A 23186-nucleotide genomic window follows, 5' to 3' on the forward strand; every position below is an offset into this window, starting at 1 on the left:
ATCAAGGCGGATTCCGTGTATGCCTGGGCGGCTCTTCTCTTTACCAAATTGAAAACCATGATGCCGCCGACTCTGGGGGGCCCCTTGACGCGGAAATATTGTATGAGGGACTCCCCTCCTCCATGGAGGACATATCGAACATCATGTTTGATCCAGAAATCATTATTGACCAAATAATTAATGGACTTACCATCGGGGGAATCTATGCTCTGATCGCCTTAGGATACACCCTCGTTTACGGGATCCTCTTCATGATCAATTTCGCCCACGGGGAAATTTTCATGTTCGGCTCCTTTGGAGGGTACGTAGTACTGATGTACTTCGCAAACAGCGGATTCGCCTCCAACCATCCGATCCTGGCGGTCATCATCGCCTTTTTAGGAGCCATGCTCGTCTCTTCCGTGCTCGGAGCACTGCTGGAGCGCATAGCTTACAGGCCCCTGCGAAAGGCCCCCAGGCTCGCCCCCCTGATCAGCGCTATCGGTGCCTCCATATTTCTCCAAAACGTCATGATGCTGATCATCAAAGGACGGATGCAGATCTATCCGGATATCATCCCCGAAGAATTTCTTGAGATCGGGCCCGCTACCATCTCATATTTCCAGATCTTCATCATCTTCAGTTCGTTTCTCCTCATGGCGGGACTCTACATCTTCATCCAGAAAACCAAAATCGGAAAGGCCATGCGGGCCGTGGCGGAAAACAAGGATGCGGCTTCCCTCATGGGGATCGATGTGGACCGGATCATCCTGATCACATTCGTCCTAGGTTCAGCCCTGGCTGCGGCCGCAGGCGTCATGGTGGGGATGTACTACACCCAGATCAACCATATGATGGGTTTCATCCCCGGGATCAAGGCCTTCACCGCAGCCGTATTGGGAGGGATCGGCAACGTGGTAGGGGCGATGCTGGGCGGTTTTTTCCTGGGTATGGTCGAGGCCATGGGCGTCCTGGTGATGCCTTCCGAATACAAGGATGTTATCGCCTTCAGTCTCCTGGTGCTGGTGCTCATCTTCAGGCCCAGGGGTATACTGGGTGAAGTCGTATCGGAAAGGGCATAGCGGAAAAATATGGGAAAAATAAAAGAAATCACTGACATGGTGCCGACCAAGGTATACCTCGGCACTCTTTTGCTGGTGGTCCTTCTGTTGCCCCCTCTCTTGGGAAATTACTGGACCCAGGTGATGGGGGATATTGGGATCTACATCATGCTGGGGATCGGGCTCAACGTGGTGATCGGTTTCGCCGGGCTACTGGACCTGGGATATGTGGCCTTTTTCGGCATCGGGGCATACAGTTACGCCTTGCTCGCATCCCCTCAATATGGAATCCACATTCCTTTCTGGCTCATGCTACCGGTCTGTATCGCCTTGGCCGCCCTGGGGGGAACGTTACTCGGTATCCCCGTCTTGAAATTGCGGGGGGATTACCTGGCCATCGTCACCCTTGGTTTCGGAGAAATCATCCGGATAGTGCTCAACAACCTGGATCCGGTCACAAACGGCCCCAAGGGCCTGCTCCGGATCGATCCACCCACTATCGGCAACTTCACCGTGGACAGCCCCATGAAGTGGTACTACATGATCCTGGCCGGGATCATCTTCTCGATCTTCGTGGCCGACCGGCTCAACAATTCCCGTCTTGGAAGGGCCTGGGTCGCCATGCGCGAGGATCAGGATGCGGCGGCCCTCATGGGGATTAATATCCTGAGGACCAAACTCCTGGCCTTTACCATCGGTGCCTCATTTGCGGGCATCGGGGGTGCCATCTTCGCGGCAAGACAGGGATCCATCTTCCCTGAAAACTTCGGCATCATGGTCTCTATAAATGTCTTGTGCCTCATCATCATAGGCGGTATGGGAAGTATTACCGGCGTTACTCTTGGTGCAATCGTGCTCATCGGGTTGCCCGAAGTCTTACGGGATGTACAGGAATACCGAATGCTTGCATTTGGAGGTCTCCTGGTAGCCATGATGATTTTCAGGCCCACCGGCTTTATTCCCTCGGCCAGGAGAAAAATGGAATTCAAGAAAGAAGAGTAATCAAAGGGATGAATGTGATCCTAAAAACAAAGAGACTGACCAAAAAATTCGGTGGTCTTACGGCCCTTGACAGTATCGATTTCGAGATGACCCAGGGGATGATTGCCGGCCTGATCGGGCCCAACGGGGCAGGGAAGACCACCCTTTTCAATTGCTTGACGGGGGTTTACCCGCTGGACGGGGGTGAGATGCTCTTCATGGGGAAAAGCATAGACGGCCTCAAGGAGCACGAAATCGCTCACCTGGGCATCTCCCGCACCTTCCAGAACATCCGGCTCTTCAACAATATGACCGCACACGAAAACGTACTCGTGGGCCGACACTGCCGGATGAGAGCAGGAGTTTGGGGGGCCATCAGCAGAAACAAGGCCGCCATGCGTGAAGAGAAGGAGGCCGCCCTGAAGGCGGATGAACTTCTCGATTACGTGGGCTTGAAAGATAAGGCAAACGACCTGGCCAAAAACCTGCCATACGGCGACCAGCGACGGCTGGAGATTGCAAGGGCCTTGGCCACAGAACCGAGGCTTCTCCTCCTGGACGAACCCACCGCTGGTATGAATCCGCAGGAGACGGCCGCCTTGACCAAATTCATCTCGCGTATCCGTGATGAGCTGAATCTCACGATCCTTCTTATTGAACACGACATGCGGGTGGTGATGAATATCTCTGACAGGGTAACGGTCCTGGATTATGGGGTAAAAATCTCTGAAGGAACCCCGGAGGAGGTCCAAAAAGATCCAAAAGTCATCGAGGCCTATCTGGGCCGTCAGGCCCTTTCACTGGGAAAAAAGCGATCCACCAATGCTGCTGGGGAGAACTGATGGGCAGGGCGGAAAAAATAGTATTACAGGTTCAGGATGTCCACACCTATTACGGAAACATTCATGCCCTCAAGGGCGTTTCCCTGAATGTCCGCGAGGGAGAAATCGTAACGCTGATCGGGAGCAACGGTGCAGGGAAAAGCACCCTGCTGAATACCATCTGTGGAATACTGAGGGCGAAGGAAGGAAAGATCCTCCTTCACGGAGCCCCGATCGAACACATGGTGGCCCACAAAATTGTAAAGGAAGGGCTCTGTCAGGTTCCGGAGGGAAGGATGATCTTCTCCAGGCTTACGGTAACGGAGAACCTGGAGATGGGAGCTTTCCTGCGACGAAATCCTGCGGAAATCAAGCGGGACATGGAAGGTGTATTTCAACTTTTCCCCAGGCTGAAAGAACGGAAAAACCAGATAGCTGGCACCCTGTCCGGAGGAGAGCAACAGATGTTGGCCATCGGAAGGGCCTTGATGGCTCGGCCCCACATCCTGCTCCTTGACGAACCTTCAATGGGGCTTGCCCCTGTACTGGTCGAAACGATCTTCGATACCATCCAGGGAATCAACAAGGAAGGAACCACGATTCTCCTTGTAGAGCAGAATGCCCTGATGGCCTTTCAAATCGCCACCCGGGGATACGTGATCCAGACCGGTAACATTGTCCTGGAGGACAACACGAGTAACCTCCAGGAAAACGAAATGGTACAAAAACTTTACCTCGGCGTTGAATAGCGCCTCGACGTCTTGTTACCCTTTATCCGTTTTTGCCATCAGCCCACGATATATTCTTTAAGCTTTTCCTTTAATGAGTCCGGCCAGACTTCGTCATGAAGAAAGGCCTCGATCTCTTCCCTGCTCAGGGTGTCCAGGACCCTCTTGGGAAGCCTCCTGATGGCCTCCAGCCTTTCAGGAGAAGGGTTACCCCTTGGCACTTTGCTCTCTTCCATGTCGTTTTTCCTCATCTTACCTTTTTTGTACTTGCACGTTTGAACCCTTTCATAAAAAAGGCGACCTGGCAACAGAAAAAAGCTCTGCATGCCCGCAAATTGTCTTCAACCCGATTGACGCCTGAAATCCCCTCCCTTTTTGATTGACAACCCTCCCCGGGCTGTCTTATTTGGAGATGGGCCGCAGTTCTTTTTTCCGGGAGCGGGCATATGGGGCCGGGCAGTGATTATTCGACATCAAGGCAACGCCCGTCACCCCGAGACGAACATGGGGAGAATACCATGTCCTGTGTATTGGGTATTGATATTGGTTCCGCCCATTCAAAATGCGTCCTCCTTTCCGAGGGAAAGGTGATCGAGCGCATCGACCGCCCCTCTGGAGGAGATTTTGCCGTCACGGCCGATGAGCTCCGCCGGGACCTTCTCGCCCGAACCGGGATTTCTCCAGAGGCGATTGAAAGGACTATAGCCACCGGGTACGGGGCCAAGAGCGTTGGTTTTGCATCCGATACGAGGTCGGACATCACCTGCCACAGCATGGGCGTTCACCTCCTCCTGCCGTCAGCAAGGACGGTTATCGACGTGGGAGACCTCTACAGTAAGGTCTTCAAGGTAGATGGAAGAGGGCATGCAAACAACTTTCTGTTGAGCGGAAAATGTGCAGGTGGAAGCGGAAGGGTGCTTCAAGTCATTGCAAAGGTACTCCACGTCCCGGTGGAGGATATCGGAGAGATGTCCCTGAGGTCAAAAAATCGGGTGGATTTCAACACCGGATGCGTAGTGTTCGCCGAATCCGAGGCGGTCTCCAGGATCGCCGAAGGGGTCCCCAAGGAGGACCTGTTGGCTGGAATCCACCGGGCCCTCGCCGCCCAGATTTACAACCTTGCTGAAAGGCTGGGGATTGAAACGGAACTGGCCCTCGTGGGCGGCGGAGCTCGGGATGTGGGTCTGGTAAAGGCCCTGGAAGAGATCTCCGGCGGAAAAGTTTTAGTTCCTGAGGAACCCCATATGACGGCGGCCCTTGGTGCAGCCATCATCGCGGAGACCGAGACCATGGAGCCCACGGAACCGATCCCCCATTAGTGTCCATCCATAAATAAAATCCGGACACTAACAGTCTTTTCCATACGGTTTGGCAAGGAAACCCCTCATTCTTGATCTTTCAACGCGGTTCCGGTATATATTGCCCGCAGATGCCTGAAATCAGGACTTTCCACGATTCCCTTTTCGGTGGTGTTCATCGCGGCCGGCGGACCACGAGTTCCCGCGCGAACATCCAGAGTACAAGGAGATTCAGCTAATGAATGCCAAGAACAGCGTCATCTCATCGAAAATCGACATCCTTTACCGGGACTACGGGCAAAGGGCCCGGGAACTGGCGAAAGAGGGCGAAAAACTCATCGGTTACGTCTGCTCTTTCGTGCCGGTGGAAATGATCACGGCTGCAGGGTGCATCCCCTTCCGGATCCGTGGGGACGTCCATGAACCTATCACAAAGGGTGACACCTTGCTCGAGACCATCGTATGCCCCTTCATCCGGAGTTGCTTCGACCTCGCACTGAAGGGAAGGTACGACCTCCTCTCGGGAATCGCCATCCCCCACGGGTGTGACAGCATGACAAGGAGTTACAGCACCTGGAGCTACGGTCTTGAACTTCCTTACTCTTATTTCATCAATATTCCTTCGGTTGTAAAAGAATCCAGCCTTGAATTTTTCCAAGAGGAACTCAAGGCTTTCAAAAAAAGTCTGGAGGACTTCGTTGGACACGAGATCACGGAGGAGGACCTCTCGGGAGCCGTGCATCTTCACAATGAATACAGGGACAAGGTCAGGCGTCTCTACGAGTTCAGAAAACCGGATCCCCCCATGATCACCGGCCTGGAACTGACGAAGGTCCTGACCGTTGGGACGAGCCTCCCGGTCGAGGAGGCTAATCGCCTACTGGACGAAGTGCTCGCGGAACTTGAAGGGAGAGAAAAACCTCCCACAGGGAAGAGGCCTAGAATTCTTATTGATGGGGCCTGCATCGACAACGTTGAGCTGGTGAGGATCCTGGAGGAAAGCGGCGCCAATGTAGTGGCGGACGCCGTCTGCAATGGAGCCCGGGATACCTTCCCCCGTACCGACGAAACCACCGACCCCATCGCGGCCCTGGCTGAACGTTACCTGGTCAAGATCAACTGCCCCAAGACTTACAGAGAAAACAAGGCGGGTACCTTTGAAGGAGACATCGCGGACCGCTTCGGTGATATCGGCAAGTATGCCGCGGATTACCACGTGGAGGGGGCCGTCTTGTTCGTTTACAAGTACTGCGATCCCTTCGGCTTCGAGGTGCCGGCAAGAAAAGTCTACTACGAAACCATCCAGGTCCCGATGCTTTACGTTGAAGACCTTTACAGCTCAGGCAGCATAGGCCAACTTAAGACCCGGATCCAGGCATTTCTAGAAATGATCGCTTGATGCCGATTCCGCTTACAAGGAGGAATGAGGTAATGGCTGAAGAACAACAGAAAAAGAAACACAAAAAGAGGAGGACCGCCACCAAGGCGGCGGCCTCCATCGGCCCCATGGTGAAGGAATTCATCGCCGGCACGATCCGGGCAAGGGAAGAGGGAACCCACAAACTCGCCTATACCTTCATCGTTTGTTGCCACGAAGAGATTCTTTACGCCCTGGACGTCCTGCCTGTCTGGACGGAGAACTTTGCGGGCGTATGCGGTGCCAAGAGGGATGCGGAGCGGTTCCTCCAACGAGCGGAATCCTTGGGCTTTTCCCGCTCTCTTTGCACATATGCCCTTTGCGGTCTCGGTTTCGACCAGTGGCGGGAGGAACTGGGGGAGATGCCCCCGGATGCCCCTTGGGGCGGACAGGCGAGACCCGATTTCATGATATCCAGCGGACAGATCCTCTGTGATCCCCGCTCCAAATGGTATCAGGCGGCGCAGCAATTCATGCCGGATGTGCCCATCTACAACATCGATCTCCCTTATCCTCTTTTCGACCCGAAGAGAGATCACCGGGAGGTCTGGGGTTATTATCATAAGTATATTGTTAAGGAACTCCGGGGCCTGATCGCCTTCGTGGAGGAGCAAACCGGCAAAAAGATGGACTATGATCGGTTGAAAGAGCTTGTCGAGCTGAGCGACAAGACCTGGAACCTGATCGAAGAGACCTACGACCTGCGGGCAGCCGTACCTTGTCCAATGGGAACCGGGGACGCCATGAATACGATGGTCCCCCTGTGCTTCAAGATGGCCACCCAGGAGGCCTACGACTTCTTCCTCAATCTCAGGGAAGAACTAAAAGAGAAGATCGCAAAGGGCGAAGGAGAGGTCCCCGAGGAGAAGTACAGGCTGATGTGGGGAGGAGGTCTCCCGGCATGGTACGCCCTCAGTGACTTCAACTATTTCAACAGCAAGGGCGCATCCTTCCCCGTGGAGACCACCTATCGGATGGTGGCGCCCATCCACGAGATGGATATCCCCGAGACCGATGATCCCGTGGAACACCTGGCCTGGCGTTGGCTCGGTTACTGGACCTTCTGGTATGACAAGGCCAGGAAGCGACCCGGAAGCGAACCCGACGTGGAGCGCCTCATCGAATACATTGAGCGTTACAAAATCGACGGGGTCGTCATGCACGAGGCCTTCTCTTGCAGGACGTGGCACGTGGGGCTCATTTGGCAGCTCCATCAACTGGCCAAAATATACAAACCCATTCCCGTGCTGATGCTCGGGGAAGACGGGAAGGAGAAGCCGGGGAAGAGGGAGATCCCTTCCCTGATCCTGGAAAGCGACATTATCGACATCACCTCTTATTCCGAGGTGGACACGAGAAACAAGATCGACGCCTTCATTGAAACCCTGGAATCCATCAAGAAAAGCCGGATCGGGTGAGCAGGCCGAATAATGGCAGACTATTTCGCAGGAATCGATATCGGATCGACCATGACCAAGGCGGTGATCCTCGGGGAGGGGATCATCGCCTCAGTTATCGGTCCCACGGGTCCGGAGCAGAGGCGGCTGGCCAACCGGGTCATGGAAGACGCCCTAGGAGAGGCGGGTATCCCTTTCGATTCCATCACCTATATCATCTCTACCGGCTACGGGAGAATTAACGTTCCCTTCGCAGACAGGCAGGTCACTGAAATCAGCTGCCATGCGAAGGGAATTTCCCATCTTTTCCCACGGGCCCGAACCATCATCGATATCGGGGGGCAGGACAGCAAGGCCATACGGGTGGGCCCGGGCGGCAGGCCTTCCGATTTCGTCATGAACGACAAGTGTGCCGCAGGGAGCGGGCGCTTTGTGGAGGTGATCGCCGACACCCTGGGAATCAGGCTTGAAGACATGGGAAAGGTGTCCCTGGAGAGCACAAATCCAGCCCCTATCAGCAGTATCTGCACCATTTGGGCCCAGCAGGAGGTGGCGGCCAGTCAGGCGAAGGGGATTCCGATACCCGATCTGGTTGCCGGCGTGCACCGGTCCCTGGCCGACCGCGTGGTCCGGATGGCCAAACGGATCCGGATCGAGCAGGAAATCATCCTGACAGGAGGGGGAGCGAAAAATATCGGCCTGGTGAAGGCCATGGAAGCCGAACTGGGGCAGGAGGTCCTGGTCCCGGATGAACCCTTGATCACAGGGGCACTGGGTGCGGCCCTGCTCGGGAAGGATATGGCCGACAAGGCCTTGAAAAGCGGCCGTCCTCTCGAAACCAAGGAACGGGTACTGGAAGAAATCCAAATCCTCTGACCCCGTGGCAGGCAAAAGTGGCCATGGTTCGAGGGGCCGAAGGTTCTCCCCGGGTTATCCATGAATAGATTTCATCACTCGCCCCCTTTCTCAAGCCATTCCGAACCGGAATGGCTTTTGGTTTCAGGTGTGCAAACACCTTACGAAAGAAGGCCCGTGATCATGCCGGCGACCTGGCGGGCGATGGCCATGGAGGCGGTCAGACCCGGGCTGTCGATACCAAGGAGATGGATACAGCGCGGGAAGCGGGGATCAGGTTCAATGACGAAGTCCGGAAATCCCCTAAGCCTGGCCTGGAGGCCCGCCTGGTGCCAAATCAAGTCGTCCTTGCGTAACCCCGGGAAAAAGGGCTTGACCAGTTCTACGAACTCATCCGGCCCGGTTCGCACCTCCATCCATTTTTCCCTGTCCCCGACGGCTGCCAACCGCGGTCCGACCGTAACCGTTGAACCCAATGCGGGGGGCCAGGAGAAGTCCTTGAAGGTGGGGGTCAGATGCACCCCCACAGTGAAATGGGCGCCATGGGGGGTATGCACAATCCGCGGCGTCGGATAGATGTTCCTCCCGGCCACCCTGAGTTCGAACCGCCGATTCCCATAAAATTTATAGCTTTCCCCCTTGACGGGATCCAGGACATAGGGAGAACGGGGATTCAACTGCCGGGCCAGGAGATCTGCATCAACACCTGCCGCGTTGACCAATACCCGGGCCCGGACCCGTTCTTCGAGACCGTCGCGGTAACGGAGGGTAAGGAGCAAGGAATCAGACCCGCCTCGGATGCCTGTAACCCTTGTCCCGGCCATGAACTCCACGCCCGCCTCCCGGGCATGGGTATGGAGGCGGTAGACAAGGGCCGCCGGATCAACGATACCGGCGGAGGGCACCCAGAGGGCGGCCCGGGCGGTTACATTGGGTTCCATGGCACGAACGGCTTCACCCGATATTTTCCTAACCCCGGGCACTCCGTTTTCCCCGGCCCTGTGGAGATAGAGATCCAAAACCTTCTCTTCTTCTTCCATAGCGGCCACAATGAGCTTGCCGGTCCGGAGTACGGGAACCCTGTGGCGCTCGCAGAAGTTATAGAGGATTTGATTTCCTTTCACGCAAAGGGCGGCCTTAAGGGGCCGGGTAGTCCGATCATAATAGATCCCGGAATGGATGACCCCGGAATTTCGGGTTGACTGGTTTTCCCCTTTGGCGATACCGGGGTTTTTTTCAAAGACGAAGATCCCTCGGTGCCTTTTCGACAGTTCCCGGGCAACCGCACAACCAATCACTCCACCACCGATGACGGCTATTTGAATCACGTTGTCTGTGCTCATACCTTTCTATGCAAAAGTGGAAGAAATCAAGGAGGGAGTCAGAAGAATCTGTCAATTCTACCACGAAAAGACGGGCTAGGCGTCATCTCTCCTCGTGGGCCTGTCGATGGACATCGAAGGACCCCGGGGTTCTCTGCGCTAGCCCGACCGTTCCATGGCCACCCAGGGAAACCATCTCGTGCCGACTTGCCTGTGCTTTTTCAAGGATCCGCCCCGGGGCCCGGGAGGCAGTGAGGGGCGTTTCCCTTGACATGGCGGGATAGTCGCCGGAGTCGACATATCAGGCATCTTCTTTTTCCTGAAGCGGCCTTTCTTTCAGATTCAGGGTTTCCTTTACGAGATCCTTTTCCCGGTCATAGTTGATCACGCGCTGTAGCATGATCTTCTGGGCCATGACAGGCCCGGCCCCATGCCAGGTTCCTACTCCGTGAAGCCCTGCGGTCCAGTTCTGAAGGAGTTTGTGGACCTTGAGGATGTTCTCCGTGGGTTCACTGGACCCAAAGCTGTAAAATTCCTCCACGTAGTCTTTTACAGCCGGGTTTTTCAACTCCTTGAGGGAGGGCATGGTAACGAGCAGACCCCCTCCGATATCCCCGGCCAGGGCCATAACCCTCCAGAAGGCATTGCAGATGTTGAGTTTGGCCACATTGCCCATGAGTTCATCCGGGAGAAAGACGCCGGATCCCACCGGCTCTTCTTCCCCCCGATGGGCCGCCGCAAGCCCGCAGGCCCGCCCCGTCTCTCTCAAGACCACCATTTCAGCCAGTTGTTCGTTGATGTGGGCCGCCTTCTCAAGACCCTTGTATTCCTGGATCAGTTTGGAGGCCCCGATGATCTGGTTCATGAAGCCCACCTTGCAGGTGCCCCCGCAGGTCATACGGTGGGTCCTTGCGAAACGGGTCACCAGCTTGACGGAGTAAGGGGTCTCCCCGCAGTGAAAGACCCTATCCCAGGGAACGAACACGTTATCAAAAACCACCATAGAGGTCTCCCGCTGGCCGAACACGGGATTTCCGAGTTCTTCAGGCCCGTCGGCCAGATCCCTTTCGGCGGAATAGGGGGTATACTGGCAGACAAAGGTGATACCTTCCGCATCCACGGGTGTGGCGAAGGCCAGAGCATAATCCTCTTCCCCCGGATAGTGAGCGGCCTGTGGGAGGACCACCAGCTCGTGGCAGGCATAGGCCCCGCTGATGTTGATCTTGGCCCCCCTTACCCGGATACCCTCCTTGTTTCGATCCACCACCTTCAAGGAGAGGTAAGGATCCGGCCAGTCCAGGGTCTTCCTGTTCCGCCCTCCCCTCGGCTCCGTAAGGGCTCCGGCGACCGCTAAATCCTTCCTCTGGACCTCCTTCAAGTACTCCAGGAAACGAGGATAGTAGGAGGTCCCAAGATCCCGGTCCATCTCCCAACAGGTGCCGGCCAGGGCATGAAAAGCATCGTACCCCACGCAACGATAGATACAGGTGCCCAGCCTTTCCGCCGTAAAGGTGCCAGCCTCGGCCTTTTTGAGAAGGTCTTCTCTGCTGGCACTAACATAGGTATAACGATTGACTACATCATCTACCAACGGAGAATAACAGGTCATGATCTCCCTTGAATCGGGATCCAGGGCCCACCGGTAGCTCGCTTTATTGGCCTCAACCACCGTGCGGGTATTCCTGTTTTCAAGAACGTTTTCCACCCTTTTTCCGTTCATGAAGATACGGGGATGCAGATCTTTTAAGGATTCTTCGAATTCCTCGGGTGTCATCAGGGGCATAGTTCTCCTCCTTTTCCTAAAGGTTGTTCCACTAGGACCCCAAAATCCAGGATCTCTGCGCAATGTTATGAGACCTTTGAAAAACGTTCAATTTTGTTCAAGGTCAAGCCTCCGGCCCGTAAGGCCTACGCCCCGGAGGGGAAGGCGAAAATTTTAACCACAGGAATACATTGAAGTATTTCCAAAGGTCTCGTTATTACAGGCGTTCCCTTTGCCGGGAGGCGGGGGCGAACGGCTTGAACGGGTCCGGGGAAATCCGGGGTGAACCCCTGGGACCTAAGACTTAACCCTGGGGGAAGATCTTTCCTGTCAAAACCGGGGCAAACGCAGGACTCGGTAGCCCTTTTTCCGCAGGAAATCGGTGATATCGCCTGGCAGGTTCACAGGCGTGGCCAGGATCCTTTCACCTGACTGTCCAAGAAAAGTGATCCCCGGCACGGTGATCTGGATGTTCCTCCGGTCGGTACGCTCTGCCGTCAGGAAGGTATGGGGCGATGAATCAAAGGCAGTCCCAAGGAAAGCCAGCGTCTTCGAGACCAAGGCACCCGGATCTTTTTCGTCGTGCAGGCTCAGGACGGAAAAACCATGATCTTTAAGGAGAGTCAGGATCTCTCCACCCAGGTCAGAGAGATCCACGATGGAATCCTTTCCGGCAATGTTAAGGAAAAAATCCGCCTTGATCTTCACATTGAAATCAGTCCCCTTGTCCTGATAAACGGGAATTTCCAGATCCCTGGAATATGAATGTCCGGTCAATTCCAACAGTGAAGCGACCAGATCCCCCGGGGTATCCCCTCCAGGCAATGTCTCCTGCGGAGGAAGGGATTCTTCCCCGGCACTCGCCGCCTCCTCGGAAGGGTACTCGACATACCGGATTCCCAATCCCTTCAGATATCTTTTCACCTCCAGAGGCACCTTCGGGGTCTGATCATCAAGGAGGGCCAGGGCGATGATCTGGGCTGCCTCACCATTGGAGCCTGCACCCGTCTTGATAATCCAGTCGGCCGTGACGCGCACGGGAAGATCCCCACCGATCTCAAGGGGTTCGCCTCCCTCCTTGACCTCCGTGTATCCGCAAAAGGGCAAAATCTTCTCAAGGGCGCCTCTCAGGCTCTCGCCCGATGGGAGGCTCAGGACCTTGTAATTTTTCCAGTTGGATTCAATAACTTGGGCCATTCGAGAGGGAAGCTCACGGTTTAGATCCAGGATGACCCGATGGCCGTTCGCCAGATTGATGATCGGAAAGGATGCGGCATTGAGCTCCACCTGTCCCCCGGATTTCAAGGGGATGAAATGTTGCCCGGAATCCACCCACTCCTCGCCCATCTCACGAAAGACGGCGCCCAGTTGAAGAGCGAGCTGAGAATAATCTTCCCGGGTACTTTCCTTCTGGATTTCTGGAGGCTTCTTGGTTTCCGGAGGCCGACTCGGAACGGGTGATCGCACCACCTGGGGGGAATAGACCGGGAGCCTGAGTTTCTGATTCGGATAAATACGATTGAGATCACGGATGGATGGATTCAGCCTCTTCACCAGATCAAGGTATTCATTGTATAGTTGCCTGCGGGGAATATTATAGCGTCTCTTGATCACCTTGATGAGGCTGTCCCCTGGACGGACCGTATAGTTTTCAAGGGGGAGATCCTTCAAGTCTTCAAGGGAGATCGGCGTTTCCGGAGGCAACTTGGGACTGGTTCGAGAGCCGGCGTTGACGGGTGTGACGGTCAAGGGGATGATGATCTCCTGGCCCGGATATACCATGTCCAGATTCGAGAGGGACGTATTGAGTTTTTTTAAAAGCGCCAGGATCTCGGAAAGGTTTCTCTTTTCCAGAAGGCCTCTCTCCCTTAAGAGTTGCCAGAGATGGTCCCCCTTTTTCACCTGATAAGTCTCCGCAAGGACCTTTCTCCCTTCCACCTCAATGATTTCCTTGTCCTCCTCGGCCGTCTGGACAAGGGAAATGGAGTAAGTATCCTCGGATCCCTCCTGGGATTGCACCGGATAGGGGGATCCCAGCAGGATAAGGCAGATGAGCAATAAGCGGCTCAGTCTCTTTGCCATGGGGAATGATCCGGTTTTTTTCGGTTTCCTGTGCCGCCCCCGCTGGTGTAATGTCCACCGATAAATATGTATTCAGGCAGTGGGGAGCGTCGCTAAGCGCGGACAAACGAGCCATTTATGGATAGAAACCAGTGTAATGAGTCCTCCTGGAGGGTGTCAACGCTTTTCTCAAGGAGAAGGAAACTATACTAGATATGGTTTACCTGAAATTCAAATATACAGCATATGGTGTTTAATCTTTACAAAAGTCCTCTCATCTGGTATTCATGGAGAGCCTGAAGGAACAAGTTTTTCCGTAGGCAGGGAGGAAAGTTCATGAAAATCAAGAAGATCTTCATGACTGGATTTAAATCCTTCATGGATCGGCAGGAAGTCACCTTCCCTGATGGATTGAGCGCGATTGTCGGACCCAACGGAAGCGGCAAGAGCAATATCGTGGATGCCATCCGGTGGGCCCTGGGTGAACAAAGCGCCAAGCTCCTCAGGGGCCGTAATATGGAGGACGTCATATTTGGAGGGGCCGATGGGTTCAAGCCCCTTGGAATGGCGGAGGTCTCGGTCGTTTTCGAAAACGGGGACGGGTCATTCCCCCCGGAGTTTTCCCATCAAACCGAACTCTCTGTTACAAGGAGGCTTTACAGGTCCGGAGAGAGTGAGTATCTGCTCAACAATGTTCCCTGCCGCCTCAAGGATATCCAGGAAATATTCATGGACACGGGGCTGGGAAACCGGACTTACTCCATCATAGGACAGGGGAAAATCAGCGACATCATTGAACAGCGGCCCGAGGAGACCAGGGCAATGCTGGAAGAGGCTGCCGGGATCACCAAGTACAAGAAAAAGGTGGAAGAGGCCCGCCGCAAGATCGAGCTGACGAAAGGGAACCTCCAGAGAGTGGAGGATATCCTGGTGGAAGTGGAGAGGCAGATGAGATCCCTTAAGCGCCAGGCAGGGAAGGCCCGGCGTTACAAGGAGATCAGCCGAGAGATCCAGCGCCTCGAACTGATCCTCAGCGCCCATGCCTACCAGGACTTGACCCAGAAGGCAGGGGATCAAGGCAAATCCCTCGAAGAACTCGTCCGGGAAGAGCTTTCCTTGAATACGGCTTTTTCGGGAATCCAGGCCCGTCTCCAGGCCATGGGCCTTGAACTGGAGGAAAAAGACAAAAGAATTTCAGGGCTCAAGGAGACATATTTCCAACTGAAAGACCGGGTCCACCAAAAAGAGGCCTCCCTTGAATCCATGGCGATCGAAAAGCGGATGCAGGAAGAGATGAAAGACCGCCTGGAGAAAGAACGGGAAGAACTGGGTAAAAAGCTGACCCGGCTTCGGGAAGAGAGGGAGCGGATCCTTGAAAAGATTGAAGGCGTCCGCCGGGCCTCCGACGAACTGGAGGAGCAGATTTCCACACTGGAAGAACGGATCAAAGGGAGGCAGGCACTTCTCAAGGAGGCAAGGGAAGTCTACGAAGAGGCCAGGACCAGGGTTCATTCCCGCACCTCCAAGGAGATGAGCCTGGCCCAGGAATCCGGATATCTCAATGACAGGATAAGGGAAATCACCGACAGCCGCACTAGACTTGAAAAAGAAAAGGAGGAGATCGAACGCAAACTCGAGACCGTCGCCCGGGCCGGAGAGCGAAAGGCCGAGGTGCGACAGGCCCTCATGGAAAAGCTCCAGGCCATCGAACAGGACCTGGAGCGCAAAAGGGAAGAGGTAGATGAATTAACCCGGCTCCGACAGGATTTGGAGGCCAAACTTCGGGTTATCGATGCGGACCTCAACCGGTACGGTTCGCGGCTGGCGACCCTTCGGTCTATGTCGGAAAATTTCGAAGGATTCAAGATCGGGGTGCGCACCGTTATGAAGGCCTCAGAGCTTGAAGCCCACAGGGAAGGCCGAATCATCGGACTTGTGGCTGACATCCTCGGGGTACCTCCGGAGTACGAACAGGCGGTCGAGTCCGTGCTTGGAGACAAGCTCCAGTACGTAATCGTGGAAAGCCAGAGAGACGGAAAAGAGGCGGTCTATTACCTCAAGGAAAAGAAGCGTGGAAAGAGTAGTTTCGTGCCCCTAGCAGAACTGAAGGGAAACGGACTCACAGAAGGTAAAAACGGACACCCGCTCCTGCGTGATCTTGTTTCCGTTCCGCAGCAGTACAAAAAGCTGGCGGACATACTCCTTGGCAACGCCGTGCTCGTGGAAGACCTGGAACAGGCTGTTGCGGAATGGTCCGCAAACGGAAAGGATCACTGCCTGGTCACCCGGGACGGGGACATGGTGGACGCCTCGGGGATTATCAGTGGAGGGGCCTTGGCCAATTCCTCCCGCGGAATCCTCGGCCGAAAGAGGGAGATCCATGAGCTTCAGGAAAAGGTAAATACCCTGGAAAAATCCAAAAGGGATCTTGAAGATCGTTTAGGCCATATCTCCATTGAAATCGAAAAAAATCAGGAGCTATTAGAAGAGTTGACCCAAGAGAAGTCCAATTGTCAGGAAAGAATCACGGATCTGGACAAGGAAAACTTCCGATTGAGCCACGAAATGGATCAACTCGAAAGGCTGTCTGAACGCATCTTGGAGGAACTGGAGAGGAAGGGCAGGGAACAAAACCGCCACCGGGAGGCCCTTGAAAAAATCCATTCGGAGCTGGAACAGTGTAAGGAGATCCGGGAACAGGAAGAAGCCTTTTTCCATGAAAAGGAATTTGAGTTGAGGGAGAGCGAAGAGGAACTGGACCGTTACCGGGAGGAACTCTCCGGTCTGAAGACATCACATAGCCGCATAGGGGAGGAGGAAAGGGGCCTGAGGAGAGAGGTTGAACGCATCGACGATTTCACCCTTGAAGCAGAAGAGAGGATTGACAGGATCGGAGACGAAATCTCCGAGAGTATCAGGAGATTCAAGGAATACACGGTTCGCGAAGAGGTTCTCCGGGAAGAACTCGGTAGGCTCTATACTAAGCTGGAAGATGCCAAAGAAAATGTCGGCGCTGCCGAACGTGAAAGGAACATTCTCTGGAGCAAAATCCATGATAAAGAAAAAAAGTCGGAAGAACTGAGGGGACTCCTGGAAGAGGTTAAGGAAAAAATCCATTTGGCCAAGATGGAACAGTCGGAAATCAAGTTCAAGATCGAGGCCTTGGTCGAGTCCTGCCGTGAAAAGTTCAATCTGGACCTTCCTCAAGCCTATCGATCCCATCTGGTGGAGGACTTCTCTCTTTCTGAGACCAAGGAAAGGCTTGAACACCAGAAGCGACTCAAGGAAAGGCTGGGAGAGGTGAACCTCACGGCCATCCAGGAACACGAAGCCCTCAAGGAACGACACCAATTCATAGTCGAGCAAAAAAGCGATCTGCTCCGGTCCATGGACTCCTTGAACCAGGCCATCCGGAAAATCAACAAGACCTCACTGGAAAAATTCATGAAGACTTTCAGGGAGGTGGATGAAAAATTGAAGGAGGTGTTCCCGATCCTTTTCAACGGTGGAACGGCTGCCCTGAAACTCGTTGACGAGACCAGGCCGCTGGAAAGCGGAGTACTTGTTGAGGTCCAACCTCCGGGCAAGAAGTTGAGTCATATGGGGCTGCTTTCCGGAGGGGAAAAGGCCTTGGTGGCTATGGCCCTCCTGTTCTCCATGTACCTCATCAAGCCGAGTCCTTTCTGCCTCCTGGATGAGGTGGATGCTCCTCTGGACGAAGCCAACGTGGATCGCTTCAACAACCTCCTGAGGGAAATCGGAAAGTTTTCTCAGATCATCATGGTGACCCACAGCAGGAAATCCATGGAGATCGCCGACAGGCTTTACGGTGTAACCATGGAGAAAAAGGGAGTGTCCAAGCTGGTCTCCGTGAACCTTGAAAAGTTCCGCAGTGACAATTGATCACTCAAACCGAATTGAATATCCAATAACCCCACCTTACCGCCCCCGGTTTCGATCTTTTCACCCGGAACCCTTTTCAATCTGACGGGATTCCGAGGAGTTTATTAATCAGTTTCCATCCATAAATAGGCAATTTTGTTCAAGGTCAAGCCTCCGGCCCGTAAGGCCTACGCCCCGCTTGGTATGCCAAGCGGGACAGGCATACATACATTGAAGTATTTCGAGGATTAAAATCTGAGCCTGACGCAGCCTGTCCGCCGCTGTTTGGCGGGCTTGTCACGCCGTAGCCTTAGCGAAGGCGGAAGATTGGGGAAAAGGGCCGTTTATGGATGGACACTGATCAGCAATCACCGGTTCTGCCGGTGGTTGCTGGTTTTCAACGACTCCAGGATTACCGATTGCAAGATCAACAGGAATTATTGTACAATTTAATCAAACTTCGGATCTTTTTCTTCTGCCAGCGACACCGTAGCGATAACTTTCCATCCTCCGGGCAAGTTCCCGCTTTGAGCCTGATGCAGCTTGCCCGCCAGCAGTTTGGCGGGCTTGTCATGCCGTACGTAGTCGTGAGGAGGGCGGAAGATCAGGCAAAAGGGGGCTTTTTCAAAGGTCTCAAGAAAGGAGGTTGAATGATGCGGTATTATCTATTGGTGATCGGTCTTGTATGCCTGGCCGTCATTGCGGGATTCCTGATCCGCAACAGCCAGCAGGGCCCGCAGGAAAAGAAGGAATCAAACCAGGAAATTGTTCTTCATGAAGGCGTTGGGGAAAAGCAGGCTGGCCAGGCAACAGCCACTGGTATAGAGCCCTTCCCGGCCGCCAAAGAATGGAAGTACCCCATCGCTCCAGGTGTTTGGTACCCCGGGGATGGAGCCATCCCTGATAAGCCCATGCGTTACTACCGGATAAGGTGTTGGCCGGGCTGTCACAGCGGGAGCCCACATGGTCTTTATCCGGATAGGGACCTGGGGATGAAACCCATCTTCCCGACAAGCACCGTACCGGGAAAAGCAAGTCCCTGAAAAGTGCAAGTTGTTTCCCGAGATTTGTTTTTTAGCGGGATCCCGGCTCCTGGAAAAGCAATGGTTTGTGGGTGGATTCTCTTCCTCCCCAGGTGTTTTCCACTTATAGATTGCAGGCTACCCAATGCTCCTTTCCGACCTCCCGTAATTCTGGTTCGGCCTGGCTGCACTCCGGTGTTGCACGATGACATCTGGGGTGAAACCGGCAACCTGGAGGAGGATTGATTGGACTGGGAATCTCGCCTTTAGGAATAGGATGGGTCCTCCGGAACCTGGGATCGGGCACGGGAACCGCTGCCAGCAATGTGGAAGTATAGGGATGAACCGGATTTTTGAATACTTCCTTGAGGGGGCCGATTTCCACGATCTTTCCAAGATACATGATGGCCACCCGATCACAGATATACTTGCTGGTGGCAAGATCATGGGTAATGAACAGGTAGGTCAGATCGAACTCTTCTTTCAGCCGAATCATGAGTTCAAGGATCATGGATCGGACTGAAACGTCAGCCATGGCGATGGGTTCGTCTGCGACGACAAATTCCGGATTGGTTACAAGGGCCCTGGCGATCACCACTCGTTGGCGCTGGCCGCCCGAGATCTGGTGCGGATATTTGTGATACAGGAAAGAGGCGGGTTCCAATCCCACCTTCTCCATGATATCCATAACCTTGTGCTCGGCCTCCGTGTTGTGGGCGAGGTGGTGAATAATAAGGGGATGCCCGATGGCCTTGCCGATGGTCATGCGCGGACTCAGGGATGCGTATGGATCCTGGAAAATAACCTGGATCTTCTCCCGCATCTTCTGCATTTCCACTCTTGAATAGGAAAAAATAGACTTTCCTCCGTAAACGACCTCTCCTGAGGTGGGTTCCAAGAGGCGCAGAATAAGCCTTCCCGTCGTGGTCTTCCCGCAACCGCTCTCTCCGACCAATCCAAGGGTCTCACCCTTCCGAATGGAAAAGGAGACACCATCCACGGCCCGGACGAATTTTTTTTCCTTGGCCAGGAGATTGTCCAGAAATCCTTTCTGAAGGGGAAAATGCTTTATTAAATTTTTTACTTTGAGCAGTTCCGTCATCATTCATCACCTGTAAAGCCAGCATCGCACAATACGATCATCTTTCCTGAAGGCCCTCGGCCTCTCCTTCCTGCAAATATCCATCACCTGCGGACATCGTGGATGAAAGACGCATCCCGATGGAGGATCAACCAGATCCGGGGGCGATCCTTCCATAGTATGAAGCTCGGGCTGATCCAATTTGATATTGGGGATGGAGGCCAGGAGTCCCTTTGTGTAAGGATGCATCGGATTTTCGAAAAGCGGCTCCGTAACACCGGTCTCCGCGATCGTTCCCCCATACATCACCGTTATTCGATCCGCCAACTGGGCGACTATCCCGAGATTGTGTGTAATGAGGAGAATGGTCAGATCGTATTGCTTGCGCAGTTCATTCAAAAGATCCAGGAACTGGGCCTCCACAATGACATCCAAGGAGGTCGTGGGCTCGTCTGCTATCAAGAGATCCGGGTCCAGGACCAGGGCCATACCGATCATGATCCGCTGTCGCATTCCACCCGACATCTGGTGAGGGTATTCCAGGAGCCTCTCGGGGGAAATGCCCAGGCTCTCCAACACCTTCGCCGCCTTATCGAAGGCTTCCTCTTTGCTGATCTGCGGGTTATGGGTCTTGAGGGCCTCGATGAATTGCTCATCTATTCTGAAAAGAGGGTTCAATGAGGTCAAAGGATCCTGGAATATCATGGAAATATTGTTTCCGCGAAGCGTCAAAAGATCCTTTTCCCTCATACTGACGATATCTCGGCCATGGTAGAGGATTTCCCCTTCCACGATTTCACCGGGGGGGCGAAGCAACCTCAGGATCGAAAATCCAAGGGTCGATTTCCCGCAACCCGACTCTCCGACCAGGCCCATCACCTCTCCCTGTCTCAGTTCGAGATCAACCCCCTGGACCGCACGGACCGTACCGATATTGATTGGAAAATGAACATGAAGGTTCTTTATCTCAAGGATTGTCTTCATCCTCTTATCGCTCCAGAAGTCTCGGATTCAATATCTCGGACAACCCCTCTCCAAGCATGGTGAAACCAAGGGCAAGAAGAGAGATCATAGCCCCGGGAAAGGTGATCATCCACCATTGACCTGAAGGCAGGAACTTCTTCCCCATGGCCAGGTCCATTCCCCAGTCCACTACAGATGGAGGAAGCCCCAACCCCAGATAAGTCAACGCCGCCTCAATCATGATGGCGTCCGCAATGTTCAGAGAAAACACGACTACGGTGGTGGCGATGACGTTGGGAAAGATGTATTTCCAAAGGATGACCTTATTCGTAGCTCCGATGGCCCTTGCAGCCTCCACATAGAGTTCCTCCTTGATGGAGAGAGTCTGCCCCCGGACCAAGCGGAAATAAGTGGGGATATAAATCACCGCCACCGCCAGGGTGATGTTGATCACACCCGGACCCAGCATCGCCGCAAAGGCGATGGCAAGAATGAGACCCGGGAAGGAATAAACGGAATCCATCACCAACGAAAAGGCCCGGTCGAAGTTCCCGCCGATAAATCCGGAAATCAGGCCGAAGGTGATGCCCACGGTGGATGAAAGAACCGCGGCAAGCACCGCTACCCGGAGGATGGTCTGAGAGCCGAACACCATGCGAGACCAGACATCCCGCTGGAGGTTGTCCGTCCCCATGATATGGACATCGTTCGGCGGCGATAGCTGCGGCCCGGTATTTTGGTCATAAGGACTGAAGGGCGCTATGGCCGGGGCGAAAAGGGCCATGAGGACGATGGCCAGAACGATGAGCGCCCCGATGACCATCACCCACCATTCCACTCCATACTTCTTACCTTGCGCCATGAATCTCCGAAGGAGATTTCCCAGTCCCGCTGCAGGTGAAAATCTCATCTTGTCTCCTAGTATCGAATTCTCGGGTCTACCATGGCATAGATGATGTCCACGATGAGAGATATGGTTGCCACCAACAGGGCGAAAATCACGATGGTACCCTGGATGGTGGGATAATCTCTAAGGTAAATCCTCTCCATGAGGAGCCGCCCCATGCCGGGCCATGAGAAGGTGGTCTCCGTAAGAAGGGCGTTACAAATGAGTTGGGCGAACTGCAGCCCCATCATGGTCAGGATGGGAATGAAGGCGTTTTTGAGTGCATGCTTGTAAACCACGATCCTGTGCTTGATCCCCCGTGCCTCGGCGGCCAGGATGTAATCTGAACGGAGGACGTCCAGCATATTCGCCCTGGTAAGACGCAGAAAAATCCCCGAGAGAACCAGACCGAGGGTCACTGCGGGGAGGAAGAGATGAATAAGAACATCCCAGAGAGCCGCCCAGTCCCTGATCAGGATAGTGTCCACGATGTAAAATCCTGTTTTCTCGAAAACCGATGCAAAGACCCTCGGTCCCGTCCTGCCCGCAATGGGCAGCACATCGAGCCAGACGCCGAAGACCAACTGCAGCATGAGACCCAACCAGTAGACAGGGATGCAATAAATCACGATACCGTAAAAACGCAACATGTAGTCCTGAGTGGAGCGCCTCTTATCCGCCGCGTATGCGCCCGTGAACACCCCCAGCAAAAGGGTGATCAGCATCCCGGCCACCGTGAGTTCAAGAGTAGCGGGAAGCTTCTCGGCAATAGCCTTTGTCACCCGCTGTTTGAAGACCATGGAATCGCCCAGGTCCAAACGGCATATCTGCCACAGGTAGTTCACATATTGAACGGCCAGGGGACGATCCAGACCCAGTTCATGCTTTTTCTGCTCAATGACGCTCTCAGGTGCGTGCCCTCCCAGCATGGTGGACACCGGGTCACCGGGCATGATGCGAATCACGACAAAGACAATCGTCAGGAGAATAAAGACCATGGGGATGGTCATGAGGGTCCGGGCGATTATGTATTTAAGTAAATTCCTCATATTACTCCGTGATAGATATCAATATCCATTCGTCAACGGATCCGGCCAATATGTCGAGAGCCGGGGCCTTATGGCCCCGGCTCTCGCTTTTCATCCCGTTACTCCTTGAATAAAGGATCGTAATTGAACCGCAGCGTCGGGGAAAGCTTGACGCCATGGACGTTCTTCTGGGTGAATACGTAAAGGGTGCCCTGGAAGATCGGACAGGTAGGAACATCAACCGCCCACATCTCCTGGACCTTTTTATAGATCTCCTCCCTCTTCTTCATATCCGGGACCGTCTGACCTTGGGTGAGGATCTTGTCCCACTCGGGATCAGAGAAATAGATCCCCATCCCGGCGGAACCGGCGGTTCCGGCGAATGCAGCCGTGTAGTTATCCGGGTCGATATAGTCCGGATACCATCCCAGCAGATAGGACTGCATCTGCTTGTTGTGCCACTGATCCCTGTAAGTTGCCCATTCCGCTGACTTCACGTTGACCTTCATCACCCCGGTGGCCTCAAACTGCTTCTGAAGGACCGCAGCCAGGTCCACCTCGGTATCCCCATAATGACTCGGGGTGTACCACAGGTCGAAGGTGAACTTGTTCTTCTCGTTGTAGCCCTTGGAAGCGAGCAGT

20 protein-coding genes are annotated in these 23186 nt (G+C 54.2%); 11 read left to right on the forward strand and 9 right to left on the reverse strand.

The window, feature by feature from the left end:
* The first annotated feature begins 158 nt into the window (after positions 1-158).
* Genes JRF57_08605 through JRF57_08620 form a run of 4 tightly spaced genes read left to right on the forward strand, consistent with a single transcriptional unit; the run spans position 159 to position 3591 of the window.
* Positions 159-1061 (forward strand): branched-chain amino acid ABC transporter permease, encoded by a 903-nt coding sequence (locus JRF57_08605; GenBank protein MBW2303756.1) that lies wholly within the window; start codon positions 159-161, stop codon positions 1059-1061.
* A gap of 36 nt (positions 1062-1097) precedes the next feature.
* Positions 1098-2042 (forward strand): ABC transporter ATP-binding protein, encoded by a 945-nt coding sequence (locus tag JRF57_08610; protein MBW2303757.1) that lies wholly within the window; start codon positions 1098-1100, stop codon positions 2040-2042.
* Positions 2043-2050: 8 nt separating this feature from the next.
* The gene (locus tag JRF57_08615) at positions 2051-2863 is read left to right on the forward strand and encodes an ABC transporter ATP-binding protein (GenBank protein MBW2303758.1); all 813 of its coding nucleotides are present in this window, start codon (positions 2051-2053) and stop codon (positions 2861-2863) included.
* Positions 2863-3591, forward strand: a complete 729-nt coding sequence (locus JRF57_08620; GenBank protein MBW2303759.1) for an ABC transporter ATP-binding protein — start codon at positions 2863-2865, stop codon at positions 3589-3591. The genes JRF57_08615 and JRF57_08620 overlap by 1 nt, the downstream gene beginning before the upstream one ends.
* A 38-nt stretch (positions 3592-3629) precedes the next feature.
* On the opposite strand, the gene JRF57_08625 is transcribed toward JRF57_08620, so the two are convergent.
* Complete coding sequence (locus JRF57_08625; protein ID MBW2303760.1) at positions 3630-3806, reverse strand: hypothetical protein; 177 nt, start codon at positions 3804-3806, stop codon at positions 3630-3632.
* Between the two features lie 282 nt (positions 3807-4088).
* Here JRF57_08625 and JRF57_08630 point away from each other — a divergent pair, with 282 nt between their 5' ends.
* From JRF57_08630 to JRF57_08645, 4 genes are all read left to right on the forward strand, one after another.
* The gene (locus tag JRF57_08630) at positions 4089-4889 is read left to right on the forward strand and encodes a 2-hydroxyglutaryl-CoA dehydratase (GenBank protein MBW2303761.1); all 801 of its coding nucleotides are present in this window, start codon (positions 4089-4091) and stop codon (positions 4887-4889) included.
* Between the two features lie 217 nt (positions 4890-5106).
* On the forward strand, positions 5107-6267 hold the full coding sequence (locus JRF57_08635; protein ID MBW2303762.1) for a 2-hydroxyacyl-CoA dehydratase: 1161 nt from the start codon (positions 5107-5109) through the stop codon (positions 6265-6267).
* A gap of 32 nt (positions 6268-6299) precedes the next feature.
* The gene (locus JRF57_08640; protein ID MBW2303763.1) at positions 6300-7703 is read left to right on the forward strand and encodes a 2-hydroxyacyl-CoA dehydratase; all 1404 of its coding nucleotides are present in this window, start codon (positions 6300-6302) and stop codon (positions 7701-7703) included.
* A gap of 12 nt (positions 7704-7715) precedes the next feature.
* The gene (locus JRF57_08645; protein MBW2303764.1) at positions 7716-8558 is read left to right on the forward strand and encodes a 2-hydroxyglutaryl-CoA dehydratase; all 843 of its coding nucleotides are present in this window, start codon (positions 7716-7718) and stop codon (positions 8556-8558) included.
* Between the two features lie 140 nt (positions 8559-8698).
* On the opposite strand, the gene JRF57_08650 is transcribed toward JRF57_08645, so the two are convergent.
* The 3 genes from JRF57_08650 to JRF57_08660 form a co-directional block, all read right to left on the reverse strand.
* The gene (locus JRF57_08650; GenBank protein ID MBW2303765.1) at positions 8699-9880 is read right to left on the reverse strand and encodes an FAD-dependent oxidoreductase; all 1182 of its coding nucleotides are present in this window, start codon (positions 9878-9880) and stop codon (positions 8699-8701) included.
* A 280-nt stretch (positions 9881-10160) separates the two neighbouring features.
* Positions 10161-11642: an aromatic ring hydroxylase gene (locus JRF57_08655; protein ID MBW2303766.1), complete on the reverse strand. Its 1482-nt coding sequence runs from the start codon at positions 11640-11642 to the stop codon at positions 10161-10163.
* 309 nt (positions 11643-11951) lie between these two features.
* Positions 11952-13703 carry a LysM peptidoglycan-binding domain-containing protein gene (locus tag JRF57_08660; protein MBW2303767.1) on the reverse strand — a complete coding sequence of 584 codons (1752 nt, stop codon included), beginning with the start codon at positions 13701-13703 and terminating at the stop codon, positions 11952-11954.
* A 315-nt stretch (positions 13704-14018) separates the two neighbouring features.
* Here JRF57_08660 and smc point away from each other — a divergent pair, with 315 nt between their 5' ends.
* From smc to JRF57_08675, 3 genes are all read left to right on the forward strand, one after another.
* Positions 14019-17585 carry a chromosome segregation protein SMC gene (gene smc / locus JRF57_08665; protein MBW2303768.1) on the forward strand — a complete coding sequence of 1189 codons (3567 nt, stop codon included), beginning with the start codon at positions 14019-14021 and terminating at the stop codon, positions 17583-17585.
* Between the two features lie 329 nt (positions 17586-17914).
* Positions 17915-18214: a hypothetical protein gene (locus JRF57_08670; protein ID MBW2303769.1), complete on the forward strand. Its 300-nt coding sequence runs from the start codon at positions 17915-17917 to the stop codon at positions 18212-18214.
* Positions 18215-18607: a hypothetical protein gene (locus JRF57_08675; GenBank protein MBW2303770.1), complete on the forward strand. Its 393-nt coding sequence runs from the start codon at positions 18215-18217 to the stop codon at positions 18605-18607.
* A 103-nt stretch (positions 18608-18710) separates the two neighbouring features.
* Here JRF57_08675 and JRF57_08680 read toward each other — a convergent pair whose 3' ends face one another.
* The 5 genes from JRF57_08680 to JRF57_08700 all read right to left on the reverse strand — a co-directional run.
* Positions 18711-19691, reverse strand: coding sequence for an ABC transporter ATP-binding protein (locus JRF57_08680; GenBank protein ID MBW2303771.1), 981 nt, complete (start codon positions 19689-19691; stop codon positions 18711-18713).
* A 3-nt stretch (positions 19692-19694) separates the two neighbouring features.
* Entirely contained in the window at positions 19695-20651 is a 957-nt protein-coding gene (locus JRF57_08685; protein ID MBW2303772.1) for an ABC transporter ATP-binding protein, read from the reverse strand.
* A gap of 4 nt (positions 20652-20655) precedes the next feature.
* Entirely contained in the window at positions 20656-21492 is an 837-nt protein-coding gene (locus JRF57_08690; GenBank protein MBW2303773.1) for an ABC transporter permease, read from the reverse strand.
* A gap of 56 nt (positions 21493-21548) precedes the next feature.
* The gene (locus JRF57_08695) at positions 21549-22565 is read right to left on the reverse strand and encodes an ABC transporter permease (protein ID MBW2303774.1); all 1017 of its coding nucleotides are present in this window, start codon (positions 22563-22565) and stop codon (positions 21549-21551) included.
* Between the two features lie 98 nt (positions 22566-22663).
* Positions 22664-23186, reverse strand: a 523-nt coding sequence (locus tag JRF57_08700) for a peptide ABC transporter substrate-binding protein (GenBank protein ID MBW2303775.1), incomplete at its 5' end; no start/stop codon positions are given.

This window comes from Deltaproteobacteria bacterium (assembly GCA_019310525.1).
Classification (GTDB): Bacteria; Desulfobacterota; DSM-4660; order Desulfatiglandales; family HGW-15; genus JAFDEE01.